General features: G+C 54.8%; 17 protein-coding genes. 10 read left to right on the top strand and 7 right to left on the bottom strand.

What is annotated here, in order from left to right; translation table 11 throughout:
- The first annotated feature begins 155 nt into the window (after positions 1-155).
- The 4 genes from NWV16_RS15550 to NWV16_RS15535 all read left to right on the top strand — a co-directional run bounded on the left by NWV16_RS15550 (position 156) and on the right by NWV16_RS15535 (position 5,140).
- Positions 156-1,397 carry an ATP-binding protein gene (locus NWV16_RS15550; RefSeq protein ID WP_260519772.1) on the top strand — a complete coding sequence of 414 codons (1,242 nt, stop codon included), beginning with the start codon at positions 156-158 and terminating at the stop codon, positions 1,395-1,397.
- Positions 1,398-1,544: 147 nt separating this feature from the next.
- A complete protein-coding gene (locus tag NWV16_RS15545; protein ID WP_260519771.1) occupies positions 1,545-2,297 on the top strand; it encodes a hypothetical protein in 753 nt (250 codons plus the stop codon).
- Between the two features lie 150 nt (positions 2,298-2,447).
- On the top strand, positions 2,448-3,962 hold the full coding sequence (locus NWV16_RS15540) for a HEPN domain-containing protein (protein ID WP_260519770.1): 1,515 nt from the start codon (positions 2,448-2,450) through the stop codon (positions 3,960-3,962).
- Between the two features lie 791 nt (positions 3,963-4,753).
- Positions 4,754-5,140 (top strand): DUF6124 family protein, encoded by a 387-nt coding sequence (locus NWV16_RS15535; RefSeq protein WP_260519769.1) that lies wholly within the window; start codon positions 4,754-4,756, stop codon positions 5,138-5,140.
- 85 nt (positions 5,141-5,225) lie between these two features.
- On the opposite strand, the gene NWV16_RS15530 is transcribed toward NWV16_RS15535, so the two are convergent.
- The 6 genes from NWV16_RS15530 to NWV16_RS15505 all read right to left on the bottom strand — a co-directional run bounded on the left by NWV16_RS15530 (position 5,226) and on the right by NWV16_RS15505 (position 8,591).
- Positions 5,226-5,465, bottom strand: a complete 240-nt coding sequence (locus NWV16_RS15530) for a hypothetical protein (protein ID WP_260519768.1) — start codon at positions 5,463-5,465, stop codon at positions 5,226-5,228.
- Positions 5,466-5,694: 229 nt separating this feature from the next.
- Positions 5,695-6,036, bottom strand: coding sequence for a hypothetical protein (locus NWV16_RS15525; RefSeq protein WP_260519767.1), 342 nt, complete (start codon positions 6,034-6,036; stop codon positions 5,695-5,697).
- On the bottom strand, positions 6,033-6,656 hold the full coding sequence (locus NWV16_RS15520; RefSeq protein WP_260519766.1) for a hypothetical protein: 624 nt from the start codon (positions 6,654-6,656) through the stop codon (positions 6,033-6,035). The genes NWV16_RS15525 and NWV16_RS15520 overlap by 4 nt, the downstream gene beginning before the upstream one ends.
- A gap of 36 nt (positions 6,657-6,692) precedes the next feature.
- Positions 6,693-7,190, bottom strand: coding sequence for a PAAR domain-containing protein (locus NWV16_RS15515; RefSeq protein WP_260519765.1), 498 nt, complete (start codon positions 7,188-7,190; stop codon positions 6,693-6,695).
- Positions 7,191-7,565: 375 nt separating this feature from the next.
- Positions 7,566-7,928 carry a DUF6124 family protein gene (locus NWV16_RS15510; RefSeq protein WP_260519764.1) on the bottom strand — a complete coding sequence of 121 codons (363 nt, stop codon included), beginning with the start codon at positions 7,926-7,928 and terminating at the stop codon, positions 7,566-7,568.
- Positions 7,929-8,240: 312 nt separating this feature from the next.
- Positions 8,241-8,591 (bottom strand): hypothetical protein, encoded by a 351-nt coding sequence (locus NWV16_RS15505; RefSeq protein WP_260519763.1) that lies wholly within the window; start codon positions 8,589-8,591, stop codon positions 8,241-8,243.
- Here NWV16_RS15505 and NWV16_RS15500 point away from each other — a divergent pair.
- Positions 8,590-8,802 (top strand): hypothetical protein, encoded by a 213-nt coding sequence (locus NWV16_RS15500; RefSeq protein WP_260519762.1) that lies wholly within the window; start codon positions 8,590-8,592, stop codon positions 8,800-8,802. The genes NWV16_RS15505 and NWV16_RS15500 overlap by 2 nt on opposite strands.
- Positions 8,803-8,870: 68 nt before the next feature.
- Here the strand turns inward: NWV16_RS15500 and gspI are convergent, their stop codons facing one another.
- On the bottom strand, positions 8,871-9,248 hold the full coding sequence (gspI, locus tag NWV16_RS15495; RefSeq protein WP_260519761.1) for a type II secretion system minor pseudopilin GspI: 378 nt from the start codon (positions 9,246-9,248) through the stop codon (positions 8,871-8,873).
- A gap of 147 nt (positions 9,249-9,395) precedes the next feature.
- On the opposite strand from gspI, the gene gspG reads away from it, so the two are divergent.
- From gspG to gspD, 5 genes are read left to right on the top strand one after another with little or no spacing between them, the layout of a single operon-like run.
- On the top strand, positions 9,396-9,854 hold the full coding sequence (gspG, locus tag NWV16_RS15490; protein ID WP_279309477.1) for a type II secretion system major pseudopilin GspG: 459 nt from the start codon (positions 9,396-9,398) through the stop codon (positions 9,852-9,854).
- A gap of 8 nt (positions 9,855-9,862) precedes the next feature.
- Positions 9,863-10,816: a type II secretion system minor pseudopilin GspK gene (gene gspK / locus NWV16_RS15485; RefSeq protein ID WP_260519760.1), complete on the top strand. Its 954-nt coding sequence runs from the start codon at positions 9,863-9,865 to the stop codon at positions 10,814-10,816.
- Positions 10,813-11,964, top strand: coding sequence for a type II secretion system protein GspL (gspL, locus tag NWV16_RS15480; RefSeq protein WP_260519759.1), 1,152 nt, complete (start codon positions 10,813-10,815; stop codon positions 11,962-11,964). The genes gspK and gspL overlap by 4 nt, the downstream gene beginning before the upstream one ends.
- Complete coding sequence (locus NWV16_RS15475; RefSeq protein ID WP_260519758.1) at positions 11,957-12,502, top strand: type II secretion system protein M; 546 nt, start codon at positions 11,957-11,959, stop codon at positions 12,500-12,502. Before gspL ends, NWV16_RS15475 begins: the two co-directional genes overlap by 8 nt.
- Positions 12,499-14,850, top strand: a complete 2,352-nt coding sequence (gene gspD / locus NWV16_RS15470) for a type II secretion system secretin GspD (protein WP_260519757.1) — start codon at positions 12,499-12,501, stop codon at positions 14,848-14,850. The genes NWV16_RS15475 and gspD overlap by 4 nt, the downstream gene beginning before the upstream one ends.
- Positions 14,851-14,996 lie beyond the last annotated feature (146 nt).

Genomic DNA, 14,996 nt, shown 5'->3' with positions numbered 1-14,996 from the left:
ATAGGTACCGATCTGTTTTTGCTAAATAACCACACCCCTATTTTGCGTGGCGTTTTGGTCCTTCCCCATTTTGGCCATTGTGGAAATCTAGTAGTATGCGGGCCACGAAGCTTGGGTTAACCCGGGCTGCCCCGTCACATCACTGATGGACTTCTATGACGCTTAGAAAAGAGATAACCGAGGTGTTTACGCCTCGGCGCAGCGAAGTAAACGTGAACATGTATGTGCATCGGCCAAGGCTTGAACTAGAGCTATCGCGTGCATTCAAGCGAAATTCCCATACACTCATTTTTGGTGAAAGTGGTAACGGGAAGTCCTGGCTTTACAAAAAGGTTCTTGAAGATGACGGGATCACCTATGTGACCGTCAATTGTGCGAATGCTGCTCGCATCAAATCTCTGACTGCTGAAATTTGCAACTGCCTCATAGCTCCAGGTACGGCCGTAAGTCTGGGATACAACGTCGAGAAAGTGGCGGAGCTTTCTGCAGCTTTTTTAAAAGGTGGGCTGAAACAGAGTGATCGTTACGACATCACCCAAGAGGAACCACTACTAAAGGCCTTTAAACTGTACGCATCTGCGAACGATGCAAAAAAAATAATCGTGCTGGACAATCTAGAATCGATATTCAGCTCCGAGGAACTGATGGATGAGTTGTCGAATATCATCATACTTCTTGATGATAGTCGATATGCCGAGTGCAACATAAATTTTCTAGTTGTTGGGGTTCCTAATGGGGTTCTCCAATACTTCCGTGAAATAAAAAACGCGGAATCCGTTGCTAATAGATTGCAAGAAATTCAAAAAGTAAGTGGCCTTGATTCAGGTCAAGTTTGTGAAATTGTGAGTAAGGGGTTTGCGCATCTGCAAATACCTCTTTCCGGGGCCTCGCTAATCGAGATATCGGAGCATGTATCGGATGTGACGCTGGGCATCGCGCAGCGTGTTCACGAATTTTGTGAGCACCTTGCATACGCGATCCAAGATAATAAGTGGACGTATATACCGAAGACGCTCCAAACAGCTGATCTTGCATGGCTGACGGCTGGATTACGGCATGCCTATTCAGTTGTAGAAAAGAATCTGAACAGCCGCGAAACCACCGTTGCACGACGTAATCAGGTGATTTACTGCATTGGTAAGGTTAAAAGACACGAGTTCGACTCAAGTGATATCGACAGGCTTGTCAGAGAGAACTTTCCTCGAACTGTGCCTAATACTAACATGGGCATAGGGTCAATTTTGGCTGACCTCACAGGGGGATCAAGTCCTCTTATTCTTAAAAATGAGCATACTGGTGGTTATTCGGTGAAGGACCCTCGATTCATTATGTGCATAAAGCTAATGTTGTATACGGATTCAGCCGAAAAGGTCCAGTGCCGAAAGTTTCAAGTATAAAACAACTCCTGTTGTGAAAAGGTGTTTGGAAGGCGGGTGGTAAAAGTAAAATCGCCCATTTTGGTTTGGGGGATGTACAATTTACCTATATATAAAGTAATTTAGGGGGGGCGCCAAGTGCTTTGGATAATAGGCACGGCATATACTATGCTGGTAGGTGCTATTGCCTATTCGGCGTACCAGTTAAAATTGATTAGCGTGATTTTAGACAATCTGCCCGGAATTGTTGAGAATGAGGAATTTCTCAGAAATTATGCTGTTCAAATAAAAATTAATAAATTTTTGGAAAAAATTTGGCCCAGAGTCAAGCGTGCTAGGCTTTCAGGTGTCTCGAGTGGGATTTATAAAGTTGTTAATTTTTTGTTTCTTTTTTTGCTGTTAATCCAGTTTTTCTTTTCCGATTTTTTATCATTTGCAGCTCCCGCTATGTTTCTTTCGTTGGGTTTTTTGGCGGCCATCGGAAATGCTCTTCAAGATAAAAGACGCAGTGTGGAAGTAAGTAAAAAAGTTTCGATGCCATTTTCTATATTGTTCCCTCTCTTTATTGCCTATCATATTGATACATCCGAAAAATTGTTAAATATGAAAGCAGTATTTTCTGCCCAGGTCATAGGGTATGAAGCTACGCTGGCGTCTATGGTTGTAGGGCTGGGTTTGTTTTGTTATTTTGGGTTAAGTATTCTTGATCGTTTTCAGCGGGTTATAGTCATTTGGTTGCTGAATAGGGCGTTGATTCTATCCAAGAATATGGTTTTAGTTGGTATTAATCCAACTATGCCCGGAGAAAAAGAAATGCGAGCAATAGCGAAAGAAGCAATAGTTGTTACAGCTAAGAATATGGCAATTTTTGGCGTGGTAGTCGGTGTGTTAGTGGCGTTTGTTAGGCGTATTATGGAGTGATGCTGTAGATTTTAAGTCAAAAAAAGGGGCTAATTTATTTCTCAGAAAATAAATCAGTCCCCTTTAGGTTGCAAGCATCCGGTGAGAATTTCGATTGAATGCTATCCTCAGGGTTATCGTACTTTAACCATAATTGAGTTTATATTTTCTATGCCAACCCACGAGCAATATAATGGACTTTTTCTTCCAATAGATAGCCAGTTTGCCGGTTTACTCAAAATTGCTGGCGCGGATAGCATCCTTAAGCTTGTAGGGAAAAGTCACTGGACTCACTCCGAAATTGGGTCCTTAGACGTTCATGGAATGCTAAATGATGGAAAGAAAGTTTCGCTTCTGGATTGCGTGCTTCACGGTACAAGTCGGCATCGCTTTGATGAGAACTCTCAGTTTGAGAGAGTATTTTTTCCGCACTACGTGGTGGTTGGTGAAGAATTTATTAGTTCTGGTGAGCCTGTTATTCAAGCGATTCGCTATCATTTTAAGAACGTCGACTGCCTTGTAAGCGGGCGTGAGACTTTTCAGTCACTACATCCTGAAATAGCCGAGATTCAACAGATTCTGGAAATGGATCACAAGCGTAGAGAGAGGATAGCAGAAGAGTACGGCTGGGAAAGCCGCGCTTTCAATCCTCAGATCGGCGAGCATCCGCATATACTTTATTTTAGTGGCTTGTGGGAAATCGTATCTACTAGCGCGGAGATTGGGAAGGTTTCGTTGACGAACCGATCTTCTCATCCAGGTGGAAGTGCAGCGGGAATCGGTATCAAAAATCAAGTCACCGCCAATATCGAGTTCACGGAACCAAAAACGTTAGACGAAGCGATCCATGCTCTTCAAACACTACACGGGTTGTTTGAGCTAATCCTCGGGAATCGTCAAAGCTTCTGTTGGATTGAGTTAGAGTTAACTCACCGCTCAAAGGAAACCTCCCACAACAGACCTCAGACTGCCCAGTTGTACTGGAGCTTGTGCAATGAACGAGTTCAGGGTGACCCTACGACCAGTTTAGGTGACATTCTTCTTTGCCCAGATCGAAATCCTGAAGAGTTTGCCAAGGTAGCGAAAGGTTGGATGAACAGCGCGGAGTCGATGGGGGATCCAAGGGTAAGATTTGCAACAGCATTTTTCGGAAGCTACAGCATTGATCGGATAGTTGGCGCCGCCAACATGTTTGACTTGCTACCATCGAGCCATGTACCTAAGACGAAAGAAGTCGATACGTCAATGAGAGAAGCGATGACGCAGTGCCGAAAAATTTTCTCAGATCTGCCGGATAGTTTCGCAAGGCAGTCTGTTCTCTCGACCCTAGGACGTATTGGTAAGGCAAGCCTACGCGACAAGATATACCACCGTGCTGACAAAATTATTGAGGTGGCAGGCGATAAGTTTCCTGAACTTTATCTGCCATGCAGTCAGGCTGTATTGTGTCGAAATCACTATGTTCACGGCAGCGCCGGATCATTTGATTATCAAAAACATTTCACAGAGCTCGCGTTTATCGTAGATACGTTAGAATTTGTTTTTGCTGCTTCAGATCTACTTGATCTTGGGTGGGATATGAGAAGATGGATGAGCCAAGGTGTGACAATGACGCATTCACTTGGAGTTTACATAATTAACTATTCGCAAAATATTGCTCGTCTAAAGCAATTGATAGGTAAGTAAATATTGCTGTTGCTTTATATGGATAGCATATGTGGTTTTTTTTGAGAAAAGTGGGCGGATTTATTTTCCAGAAAATAGATCAATCCCGAATGGCACTTACTTAGCAGCTAACCGATCGAGCTGAAAGCAAAAATGAAGAAGGGCTGGGCTTGGTCTACGGTGATAGTTGCGAACACACACCAGAAAGCCAAGGGCACAGCCCACATGGATCGTAGACGTCAAATTCTCCAGCATCAACAACAACGTTTGCGCCGCCATGCTTCGAACTGTGATGCCTATGCTTTTTTCAATCTGCTCACGGCTCCTGAGTCGCTGCAGCATGTCCAGTCAGTGCTGCCAGCGAGCGAATAGGGGACTGATTTATTTCCAAAAAAAATCTGAGAATCAGCTGGCTGGCCTCTCTACCTCATGGAGGTGCCACAGTAATACTTCGATAAACACCAACGTTTAAAAAGACATCTCCAGAAACTCTCTCAGGCTACATGTCCTTGCGCCGTTGCCTACAGCTACGCCAGAATCCGCCGGCTTGTGCGCTTTGTACCTGGTCTTTATCGTCTACGTGTCGCTGGCAACCCAGCGACCGGGTTTAGCGACCCGACCAGGTATAAGTTCAACGACGCTCCAGTTTGTCGCAGACATTTGCGATGACGATATGGTGGCTGTGCGTGGGAGACCTTCGGGTCTGCCGGGTCTTATACCTCTCGGTTCGCTAACCCGCGTACAGCTGCCACCCTTACTTGTTTAGCGACAGGTGTTGGTGGTTCCACCAGGTATAAAAATGGAGCTTCACCATGATCAAACCAACACCCAGCCCGCCCGAAACCGACTCGGTTTCCCCCTACGAATCCATCGATTCCAGAAAACTCCACGAAGCCGCCGACCGCGCGCTCGACCATTACCTCTGTCCACCCGGCTCCACGCCGCCTCCACGCAGAACCCGCGGGATGTATGCCGTGACTGCGGACAACAAAAACGAAGAACTGCTGATTGATGCCAGTGAAACACTCGCTTCGGCGCAAACCATTGCCCAGAACATCGCCAGTCTGGTGCCCGCTTCGCAGCGTCGGGCGTTGGTGGGCATTGCGCAGTTGATCATGCTCGGGGAGTTGGCGGTCAATCGGGCGTTGGATAATTTGCAATTGCCGGTGAAGCAGACCTCGGGATCACCTGCTGATTAAACGGGTGTCAATTCTGGCGCCTTCGCGAGCAAGTCCGCTCCCAAGGAAAGGGGACTGAATTGTTTCATTCAGTCCCCTTTGTTTCTTAACCCGCGTCTCCGCGATCTGGCTCTGAAGGCGCATCCGGACATTCATCAGCCCATCGCGTTACCGCCATGTCTTTGAGCTGCTCACCCATGGTGTCAACGCGCAAGCAGGCGTCTTTCTTCGAATAGAACAGGATGCAACGCGAGCTATCAAAAGAGCAGGTATCGAGTTCCAGGAAATCGCGTGCAGCCAGCTCCCGCTCGACACCACCGTACTCATAGCCATCGCTGGTGTGCATCCGGGTTGGCTTCCACCCTTGTTTGATCAACCTGGACCTGGCCGACACCAAGCGCTCACCGACGGCGATGCCTGCTGGGCCGGCCGTGCTTGACGCTTGTCGCTTGCGAGCCGCCGGCAAACGCAAAGCTTGTACTTGTGCAATATATTGCGAGGAGCAGGAGGGGCGAGGTCTTCATTTGATCGTTCCACAAAAAGGAACAGATTTCTGTTCCCTTTGGTTTCTGGCTTCAATCCTTTTCAGGGCATTTGAAGTTCCAGGAATAAATCTTCATGTCTTTGACTTCTTCGCCGACAGTTCCTACACCTAAACATTCTCCGTTCTTGATGTAGTTGAAGCTGCAGTAACGGACGCCTTCCGTGCAAGACTCGATTTCACTGAAGCCTTTTCTTTGGATGACGCTTTCAACGCCGAACTCACCGGAGTAGGTCGGATTTGGCTTCCAGCCATTTTTGATCAAGGCTTTTCGGGCTTTTGAAAATGGCATTCCCTCTTTGATAGGAAGGTCTGCTGCGCTAGAAAATAAACTGACGCAACCTAAAAGGCTGATGGCTAATATTTTTAGTTTCATTTAACGGTACCGCCAAAGCCTTTATATATTTTTTCTACTTCGTCGTACTCGGTATAAGGTTGGCCGGAAGGCTTTCCGTTGATTGGTCGGTTTGCCAACCCCGGCCCCATAGGCAACGCTTCCCATTTTTTTGATGCTTTTCCAACTGCCGTTTTTAAGTCGCCGCCGATCAGTGGTTCGATGGCACTCACGTTGCGCAGGAGCTCAACGGCAATCAGATCCTGGGTTCCGGGACTGAAGTCAGTTAGCCCCATTGCTTTGATGGAGAGTTCCGACCATGTGGCTTTCGTGATCTGGTACCTGCCAGAAGCTGTGGTTGAACCGCCATAACCTGGTCCTGGGTGAGTGGACTCATCACTAAATGTCCACTTCCCGGATTTCCAGCCGGGTGCCCAGCCATACCCGAATTTCGCGTGATAATCGCCACCCTCGACTGTTGCCAACGTATCCAGAAAGGCCTTCACATTCTGATTCTTTAAGAACTCCGCATTCTCGGCACGCCTCTTTTGTTGCTTTGCGTCTACGGATACAGCTTTAGGGCTGGAGTCTTTGACAGGTGTCACCGTTCTGGTGGCTACAGGTGACATTTTTCGGCCATTTTTGCTAATGACTTCAGCCATGAGGAAAACTTCCGTTATTTACTTTGACATCCATGTTCAATCCTCCAAAAACAGTTGGATCGTTTCGGCGAGGTGCGAGCTGACTACGTGCGTATACCCCATTGAATCGCTGACACCGTGCTCAATGCTGCCGTCAGCTCGCTGAATGGCGTAATCAAGATTAGCCAAGGGCTCCCCTGACTCGTCATCAATAAGCCTGAACTTGTCGCTGAAGTGCACTGGCATCGACGTCAGGCCGCTGAACGGCGCTGATACAACGGTGTCGCCGATAATGACCGTGCCGGAGCCGCCTACAACTACGTTGCCGTGGCCGCCGGTACTGCCTTGAGTTGCGGCATTCAGCCCATTGATAAAAACCGTAGAGCTGACCGCGCCGGTGATCGGGCTACCGCATGCGGATTTATCGGTCATCCGAGCGGCGGGAAGACCGTCGAAATTGACATTGGGAGAGCCGCTGACAATTGGGTTTGTGCCGTGCCCCGGGAGCGGGCAACTGGTGGGGTCTGTGACTCGGGCTGCAGGTTTGCCGCTCACGGGAAGTTCCTTTTGAAAGATTCAGATGTCCTTGGCCTGATTGGAATAGAAATTCCGGCCACTGAGATAACGCGAACATCAAACGTTCGGCAGAGCAGGAAGCGTGCTCTGGTGGAGGAGAGCACCAAACTTCCGCCACCCATGTACGTTTGCGTCGCACAGGATGCCTGAGGCAAATGTTGCGCTCAACATTTCTTACAATTCTTTGGTTGACGGGTTGTGAATGACCTTAAAGCGAGCAGCCCGTAACGCTTTCGTGTTCGGGTCGGTTTAAGTTTTTGGTACTGAGAAAAACGTATTTGGCCGAGGTTGTCAGTCACACCTGACAACCTCGGCCATTTTCTTTCCGGCTATTGAGCTACAGCGCCCAGCCGCTTACGTCTTAACCTCGACATGATCCAACGCCTGATTCACCGCCAAACCCGCCACCATAACCACTTGCGCAATCCCCAGCGCGGTCTTGCGGTGCGCAGGCTCCAGGATCGCGGCGAAGTTGCTGAGCATTTCGGCAGCGGAGTCGAGGGATTCGCTGGCGTTGGCCAACAGGGATTCGCTGTTGTAGGCGGGGTTGGCCAGGAACATGGGGTCGTGTGTGGTGTGGCTGCCCATGATGCGTTGTTGTGGGGTGAGGTAGTGGTCGAGGGCGCGTTCGGCGGCTTCGTTCAGGGTTCGGGAGTCGGGGAATTGATAGGGCGAAACCGGGTCGGTTTCTGGGGGATTGGGTGTTGGTTTGATCATAGATGTAACTCCTCATGCTTCAAAAAGGGAGGCCATCCAATATTCGCTACCAAACGAAGGTGGCGGCCATGCTCAGGTTGGTAGACCGGCACATGAGGAACCCGGCGCACCCGAAGGTGCCCTGTGCATGACCACCATAAAGCCGAGACGAAACGACGCCGCGAATGGTGATGCTGTGCAACTCTCATGTGCGGGCTACCAAACCCGATCACTGTTTTTCAGTGACCCGGAAACGATAAAACCCGCACCCTGGACGCACAAGCCGGCGGATTCTGGCGTAGTCGTAGGTAATGACGCAAGGCGTTGTAGCCTTCAGGAAGTAACGGCTGGTGTCTTTAAACGTGTTCCGACGGCTTGATTAAACATATGAAATAAAAGGTCAAACTTTGCTGAAAGGACAAGCTGGAAAACTTGGAGAACGGCCGTCAAAAATTTTAGGACTATCTGGTGGCCATAAATTAATCCGAATGCAAGTGGAACACTTTTTTGTTTTAAAAAATAATCCTTTTGTTTGGGAATATGTTTTCTGTCTGGTAATTCAAAATCGATATAAAAACCTGTAATAAATGACAGTTGGCTGGAGCCTGTCGACCCTTGATCATGGTGCTTGTTGTTTAACGTGCTGAATAAATGAAACTTATTTTGTGGAAGGGGTTGCGACATGGGAACAACAGCAGAAGTTTTAGTGCGTAATGTGCCGTCTGATGTGCCTAGCTTGGTAGCTTGGTTTCCGGAGAAGTATGGGTTTAACGTAGTTTCCGAGACCCGTATCGGTAAAAATATTCAGGTAGTCTATGATTTAGCCTTGCCCAGAATGGCAACGGCCAATAGAAAAATGGGCCTCTATATTACAGATGTTGTGTATGAGAGATAATTGACAAAAAGAGGGGCTGATTTGTTTTGGAGAATAAATCAGCCCTCTCGTTTAAACAGACCCACTCTTCAGTCCTGAGGCCGGCTCAATAAAGTTTCAAGTCGAGCCAGCGGAGGGCGTTCCTGGCTGCGATCAAAGACTTGCACCCCCACCTTCAACAACCGCCCATTCTCCGCTCCCCCAATCACCTGCTCACACCGCAACAACAACCGCCCCTGATCGCAATCCTGCGCTTTCATACCCATGGGCAACTTGCCCTCCAACCGCAATTCCGCCATCCGACTCTGCGCCGCAATCATCGCAATCGAGCGATCCCGCAAAACCCCGCTGCTCTGCGTCATCAACCCCGCCACGCGCACGGCGGCGGACATGGCCACGGCAATGATTGCCAGCGCCACCAGCACTTCAATCAGGGTGAAACCCGCTTCCCGGGAACGCGCTCGCATAAGTGGCCCAGAGGCAAAACACAGCGCTCAACGCTAACCCCCGTGCTTGACGGCTTGACGACGAAAACACCCGAGGATTTTCAACATCCCTGACATATCTTCTTGCAACACTGCGCGTCGAATCGAATCAAGCCAGGGAATGACGAGATGGATATCGCGCAATTCAAACAACCCGGTCGACCGAGCCGGATGCCCCGTGGGCAGCAGGGTTTCACGCTGATCGAGATCATGGTGGTGGTGGTGATTCTCGGGATTCTGGCGGCGATGGTGGTGCCCAAGGTGCTCGACCGGCCGGATCAGGCGCGGGCCACGGCGGCGAAGCAGGACATTGGCGGGTTGATGCAGGCGCTGAAGTTGTATCGCCTCGATCACGGCACTTACCCGAGCCAGAGCCAGGGCCTGAAGGTGCTGGTGGAGCGGCCGGCCGATGCGAAGAACAGCAACTGGCGCTCGTACCTGGAGCGCCTGCCGAATGACCCGTGGGGTCGTCCTTATCAGTACCTCAATCCCGGTGCCAACGGCGAGATCGACATCTTTTCCCTCGGCGCCGACGGCCAGCCTGACGGCGAAGGCGTGAATGCCGACATCGGTTCCTGGCAGTTGTAAGGCCGGTCATGAACAACCCATCGAACCAGCAGGGGATGGCGATCATCAGTGCGCTGCTGATTGCGGCGGTGGTCGCGGTGATCGCCGCCGGCATGCTGACCCGCCAGAGCGTTTCGACCCGGGCGCTGGAAGCCGAACAACTGCGCGTGCAGGGCCGTTGGGTGTTGCACGGCGGGTTGGAGATCAGCCGGCAACTGTTGTGGGACGCACGGCAGCGCGATCCGCTGACCCGACTTGATCAACCTTGGGCGCAGGTGTTGAACACCCAAGGTTTCGAGGGTCGGCTGGAAGACGAGCAGGGCAAGTTCAACCTGCGCAATCTGGTGGCCAACGAGCGGATCGATGATGCGCAGGTGCAGGCGTTCGAGCGTTTGTGCGAGTTGATCGGTGTCAGCAGCGGCTTGAGCCGGCGCATCAGTCAGCGGGTGATCGGCTCTTATCCGCACCTGTTGAATGCCCAATTGGTGGACAAGCCTGTGGCGAAAAACACCTTCGACAGCGGGCGCGCCACGTCGCCGTCCGCGTCGCGCAAACCGCAAGCGCCGACCTTGCCGATGCTGCGCACGCTTGATGATTTGCGCAGTGTCGACGGGGTCAACGATGCGCTGTTGGCGAAACTGGCGCCGTACCTGACGGTGATTCCGGCGACCACCTGGCTCAACGGCAACACCGCCACGGCGCCGGTGCTCGCGGCTTATGTGCCGGGGCTGTCGCTGGAGCGGGCGCAGGCGTTGATCAATGAGCGCGACGCCGGGCGCTGGTTCATCAATCGCGGGGATTTCGTCAATCGCCTGCGCCTGCCGCAACTGGAGATCACCAGCGTCAAGGTCGGCATCACCAGCGACTGGTTCCGGCTGCGCGGTCAGGCGCGGCGCGATCAGCGGCGGGTCAGCCTCGATGCGTTGTTGCATCGCAGTCAGGATCGGTTGCCGCAAGTGATCTGGTCGCGGGTGGGCGTATGAGCCAGTTGCGCGTGAGTTTGCCGCCGCTGGCGGAGCTGAGTCTCGACAGTGAAGTGGGTTGTGTGTGGCTGGATCGTCAGGGGCAGGTCACGCGGCAGGAACGCCTGCGGCTCGGCGCGCTGGCGAAGCAACCGCTGGTGTGTTTTCTGCACCCCTCGGACAGCCTGTTGGCGAGCATCGATCTGCCGCCACTGCCCGCGAGCAAAACCGCTGCCGCTGTGCAATGCGCGGCACAGTCGTTGATGCTCGGCGACAGCGCCGAGATGCACATCGCCCACAGTGCGCGCGATGAAAGCGGCCAGGTGCAGATTGCCTGGGTGGCACGCAAGGATTTGCAGCACCTCGGGCAATTCGGCTTGAACCTCAAAGGCCTGTACTCGGCGGCCTACAGCTTGCCGGTGATGGCCGGCGGCGTCGGCTGCCTGCACGACGATCATCTGTTGCTGCGCCACGGCCCGAATGCGGCGCAGGTGCAGCCGGTGATCGATGAAGCGTGGCTGCTGGAAACCGGTCTGCCGGCGCACTGGATCGGTGACGGCGCGCCGGAAGCGGTGCAGTCGAGATTGCCCGACACGCAGCGCAATGCCGGCCCGTTGCCGAACTGGGGCTTGCACGGCGGCCTTCAACAACCAGACACCGAACATCGCGGCTGGGGCAGGGCGCTCGGTTGCTGTGCGCTGGCGCTGGCGGTTTGGGTGATCGGTTTGAACCTGTATGCCGCTCGCGAAGCCGGGCAGGTCCAGCAGCTCAAGACGCAGATGGCGCAGCGGGTGAAGCAGGCGTTCCCCGAATTGCCGGTGATCCTCAATCCGCTGCAACAGGCCCGCCAGCAAATCGCGGCGCGCCAGCAAGGCGCGACGGATGCGCCGGGGCAGGATTTCACGCGGCTGGTGTTGCAAGCCGGCAGCGGCATGCCGTCGATGGCGGGCACGTTGCAGCGGCTGGAGTTTGTCGACGGCGCGCTGCAACTGAGCCTGCTGCCCGAGGCCCGGCGTTCGGGCAACGACAGGGATTGGCAAGGCACGCTGGCCCAGGCCGGCATCAGCATCAGCCCGAATGACGACGGCTGGGTCTTGCGCCCGGCCGGCGAGGCGACCGCTGCCACCGACAACGACAACGACGACAGCAGCGGAGCCGAAGATGAATAGCCCCTCGCTTGCGAAATACCGCACCGGTTGGCAGCGCTTCAGCGCTCAGTTGCAGGCCCGTTGGCAGCCGTTGGCGCTGCGGGAAAAACGCATGGTCGGCGGCATGGTTGCGTTGCTCTTGGGGCTGTTTGTGTGGGTGGCGCTGATTCAGCCGCCGCTGAAGAAGATCGCCGCCGCGCAAGTCGAAACCCCGAAATTGCACGCCCAGGCCGAAGCGCTGGAAGTGCTGTTGCGCGAGGTCAGCGTGCGCCCCGGCGGGCAAAGTCTGGAGCAGTCATTGCAACAGACCTTGCAGGCCAGCGGGTTGGGCGGCCATTACCAATTGGCGGCCGCGTCCGCCGGCTGGCAGTTGACCTTCGACGCCGCGCCCGCCGACGCCGTGCTCGACTGGCTGCTGAGCCAACCCCGGAATTTCTCACTGCAAGTGGTCGAGGCCCGTCTGCAACGCGCAGACGACGCCGCGACCGATGACACCGCCGGCACTCTGTCGGGCACCGTACGCATGGATCAGGCGCTGGGCGCTAAGGAAGCTTCATGAAGGGGTCAGGCTCCAAACGCATGGCGTTGCCGATGCTGTTGATGGCATTGAGCGCGTGCAGCAACACCACACCACCGAATCAACCGCCGCTGCTGGTGGACAGCGAACTCGGCCGGCCGCTGGCCAACACCCAGCGCAGCGGCGACGCGGTGCTCGACCGCGAGCGGGCGCAGGCTCAGGCAAGACCTGCACCGAAGCAATTGCACAACATCACCGAACGCGCCCGCAGCGGCGGTTCAGCACGGGGCACGACGTTGCCGGCCAATCCGTTGGGCGATCAACCGGTGACGCTGAATTTTGTCGACGCCGATATTCAAGCGGTGGTGCGGGCGTTGTCGCGTTCCACCGGCCAGCAGTTTCTGGTGGATCCTCGGGTCAAGGGCAACCTGACGCTGGTCTCCGAAGGTCAGGTGCCGGCGCATCAGGCTTACGACATGCTGCTGGCGGCGCTGCGCATGCAAGGCTTCAGCGTGGTGGATGTCGGCGGCGTGGCGCAGGTGGTGCCGGAAGCCGATGCCAAATTACTCGGCGGGCCGATCTACAGCGCCGACAAACCGGCCGGCAACGGCATGCTCACCCGCACGTTCCGTCTGCAATACGAGAACGCGGTGAACCTGATCCCGGTGCTGCGCCCGATCGTGTCGCCGAACAACCCGATCAATGCCTATCCGGGCAACAACACCATCGTCGTCACCGACTACGCCGAGAACCTCACCCGTGTCGCGCAACTGATTCAAGGCATCGACACGCCGAGCGCCATCGACACCGACGTGGTGCAGATCCAGAACGGGATCGCCGCCGACATTGCACCGATGGTCGCCGACCTGCTCGACGCGCCCGGCAATGACCCGACGCAGAAAATCGCCGTGATCGGCGACCCGCGCTCCAACACCATCATCATCCGCGCCGGCAGCCCGGAGCGCACGGAGCTGGCGCGCAACCTGATCTACAAACTCGACAACGCTCAAAGCAATCCGAGCAATTTGCATGTGGTGTATCTGCGCAACGCCCAGGCCGGCAAACTGGCCCAGGCGCTGCGCGGTTTGTTGACCGGCGAGAGCGACAGCGGCACCAGCGACAGTGCGCGTTCGGTGCTCAGCGCCATGGGCAGCTCCACCAACTCGGGCGGCGGGCAGAACGGCCAGAGTGGTACACAAACCAACGGCAGCACCTCGACCACCAACAATGGCAGCACCGGCGGCAGCTACGCCCAAGGCAGCAGCACCGGCAGCAGCAACGCGCAAAGCAGCGAACAGAACGTGGCCTTCAGCGCCGGCGGCGTGACCATTCAGGCGGACGCCACCACTAACACCTTGCTGATTTCCGCGCCGGAACCGCTGTACCGCAACCTGCGCGAAGTCATCGATTTGCTCGACCAGCGCCGCGCACAAGTGGTGATCGAAAGCCTGATCGTCGAAGTCGGCGAGGACGATGCCAGCGAGTTCGGCGTGCAATGGCAGTCCGGCAACCTGGGCGGCAAAGGGGTGATCGGCGGCGCCAATCTGGGCGGCTCGAAGCTCAACCTCGGTGGCAAGACCAGTCTCGATGTGTTGCCTCAGGGGCTGAACGTGGGGTACGTCAACGGCACGGTCGATATCCCCGGCATCGGCAAGATCCTCGACCTGAAAGTGCTGGCCCGGGCACTGAAGAGCAAGGGCGGGACCAACGTGCTGTCGACGCCAAACCTGCTGACCCTGGACAACGAAGCGGCGAGCATTTTCGTCGGCCAGACCATTCCGTTTGTCAGCGGCAGTTACGTCACCGGCGGCGGGGGCACCAGCAACAACCCGTTCCAGACCGTGACCCGTGAAGAGGTCGGTTTGAAGCTCAACGTGCGGCCGCAGATTTCCGAGGGCGGCACGGTGAAGCTCGACATCTATCAGGAAGTCAGCAGCATCGACGAGCGCGCTTCGGCGGCCTCGACGGCGGCGGGGATCGTCACCAGCAAACGTGCGATCGACACCAGCATCCTGCTCGACGACGGGCAGATCATGGTGCTGGGCGGCCTGCTGCAGGATGGTTACAGCCAGAGCAACGATGCGGTGCCATGGCTGGGCAACCTTCCGGGGATCGGCGCGCTGTTTCGCAACGAGCGCCGGGCGATCACCAAGACCAACCTGATGGTGTTCCTGCGCCCGTACATCATTCGCGACAGTGCAGCGGGGCGCAGTATCACGCTCAACCGCTACGACTTCATGCGCCGTGCGCAGGGCGGTCTGCAACCGGAGCGCAGCTGGGCGATGCCGGACATGCAGGCGCCGCAGTTGCCGACTGCCGCGCAAGGCGTGCCGGCGACGCTGCCGGGGACGGGGCCGCGCGCGACCATCAAAGCGGTGCCGCTGCAATGAACGTGGCGAGGGAGCTTGCTCCCGCCGGGCTGCGCAGCGGACCCGAAAACTGCCGCCCCATTGTTCCAGACACACCTTGTATGCCGGGTTTGCAGGCGCTTCGCACCCGAGCGGGAGCAAGCTCCCTCGCCACAGAGGTCAGGAGC

The sequence above is a fragment of the Pseudomonas sp. BW7P1 genome (genome assembly GCF_024981055.1).
Classification (GTDB): domain Bacteria; phylum Pseudomonadota; class Gammaproteobacteria; order Pseudomonadales; family Pseudomonadaceae; genus Aquipseudomonas; species Aquipseudomonas bananamidigenes.
Note: the sequence above shows the minus strand (reverse complement) of the source record. Positions and strands in the feature narration are given on the sequence as shown.

Excerpts from the sequence above, each read along its gene's own strand:
- NWV16_RS15550 (WP_260519772.1), top strand. The coding sequence starts at position 156 with ATGACGCTTAGAAAAGAGATAACCGAGGTGTTTACGCCTCGGCGCAGC.
- NWV16_RS15545 (WP_260519771.1), top strand. The coding sequence starts at position 1,545 with ATGCTGGTAGGTGCTATTGCCTATTCGGCGTACCAGTTAAAATTGATT.
- NWV16_RS15540 (WP_260519770.1), top strand. The coding sequence starts at position 2,448 with ATGCCAACCCACGAGCAATATAATGGACTTTTTCTTCCAATAGATAGC.
- NWV16_RS15535 (WP_260519769.1), top strand. The coding sequence starts at position 4,754 with ATGATCAAACCAACACCCAGCCCGCCCGAAACCGACTCGGTTTCCCCC.
- NWV16_RS15530 (WP_260519768.1), bottom strand. The coding sequence starts at position 5,465 with ATGCACACCAGCGATGGCTATGAGTACGGTGGTGTCGAGCGGGAGCTG.
- NWV16_RS15525 (WP_260519767.1), bottom strand. The coding sequence starts at position 6,036 with ATGAAACTAAAAATATTAGCCATCAGCCTTTTAGGTTGCGTCAGTTTA.
- NWV16_RS15520 (WP_260519766.1), bottom strand. The coding sequence starts at position 6,656 with ATGGCTGAAGTCATTAGCAAAAATGGCCGAAAAATGTCACCTGTAGCC.
- NWV16_RS15510 (WP_260519764.1), bottom strand. The coding sequence starts at position 7,928 with ATGATCAAACCAACACCCAATCCCCCAGAAACCGACCCGGTTTCGCCC.
- NWV16_RS15500 (WP_260519762.1), top strand. The coding sequence starts at position 8,590 with ATGGGAACAACAGCAGAAGTTTTAGTGCGTAATGTGCCGTCTGATGTG.
- NWV16_RS15505 (WP_260519763.1), bottom strand. The coding sequence starts at position 8,591 with ATGTCGCAACCCCTTCCACAAAATAAGTTTCATTTATTCAGCACGTTA.
- gspI (WP_260519761.1), bottom strand. The coding sequence starts at position 9,248 with ATGCGAGCGCGTTCCCGGGAAGCGGGTTTCACCCTGATTGAAGTGCTG.
- gspG (WP_279309477.1), top strand. The coding sequence starts at position 9,396 with ATGGATATCGCGCAATTCAAACAACCCGGTCGACCGAGCCGGATGCCC.
- gspK (WP_260519760.1), top strand. The coding sequence starts at position 9,863 with ATGAACAACCCATCGAACCAGCAGGGGATGGCGATCATCAGTGCGCTG.
- gspL (WP_260519759.1), top strand. The coding sequence starts at position 10,813 with ATGAGCCAGTTGCGCGTGAGTTTGCCGCCGCTGGCGGAGCTGAGTCTC.
- NWV16_RS15475 (WP_260519758.1), top strand. The coding sequence starts at position 11,957 with ATGAATAGCCCCTCGCTTGCGAAATACCGCACCGGTTGGCAGCGCTTC.
- gspD (WP_260519757.1), top strand. The coding sequence starts at position 12,499 with ATGAAGGGGTCAGGCTCCAAACGCATGGCGTTGCCGATGCTGTTGATG.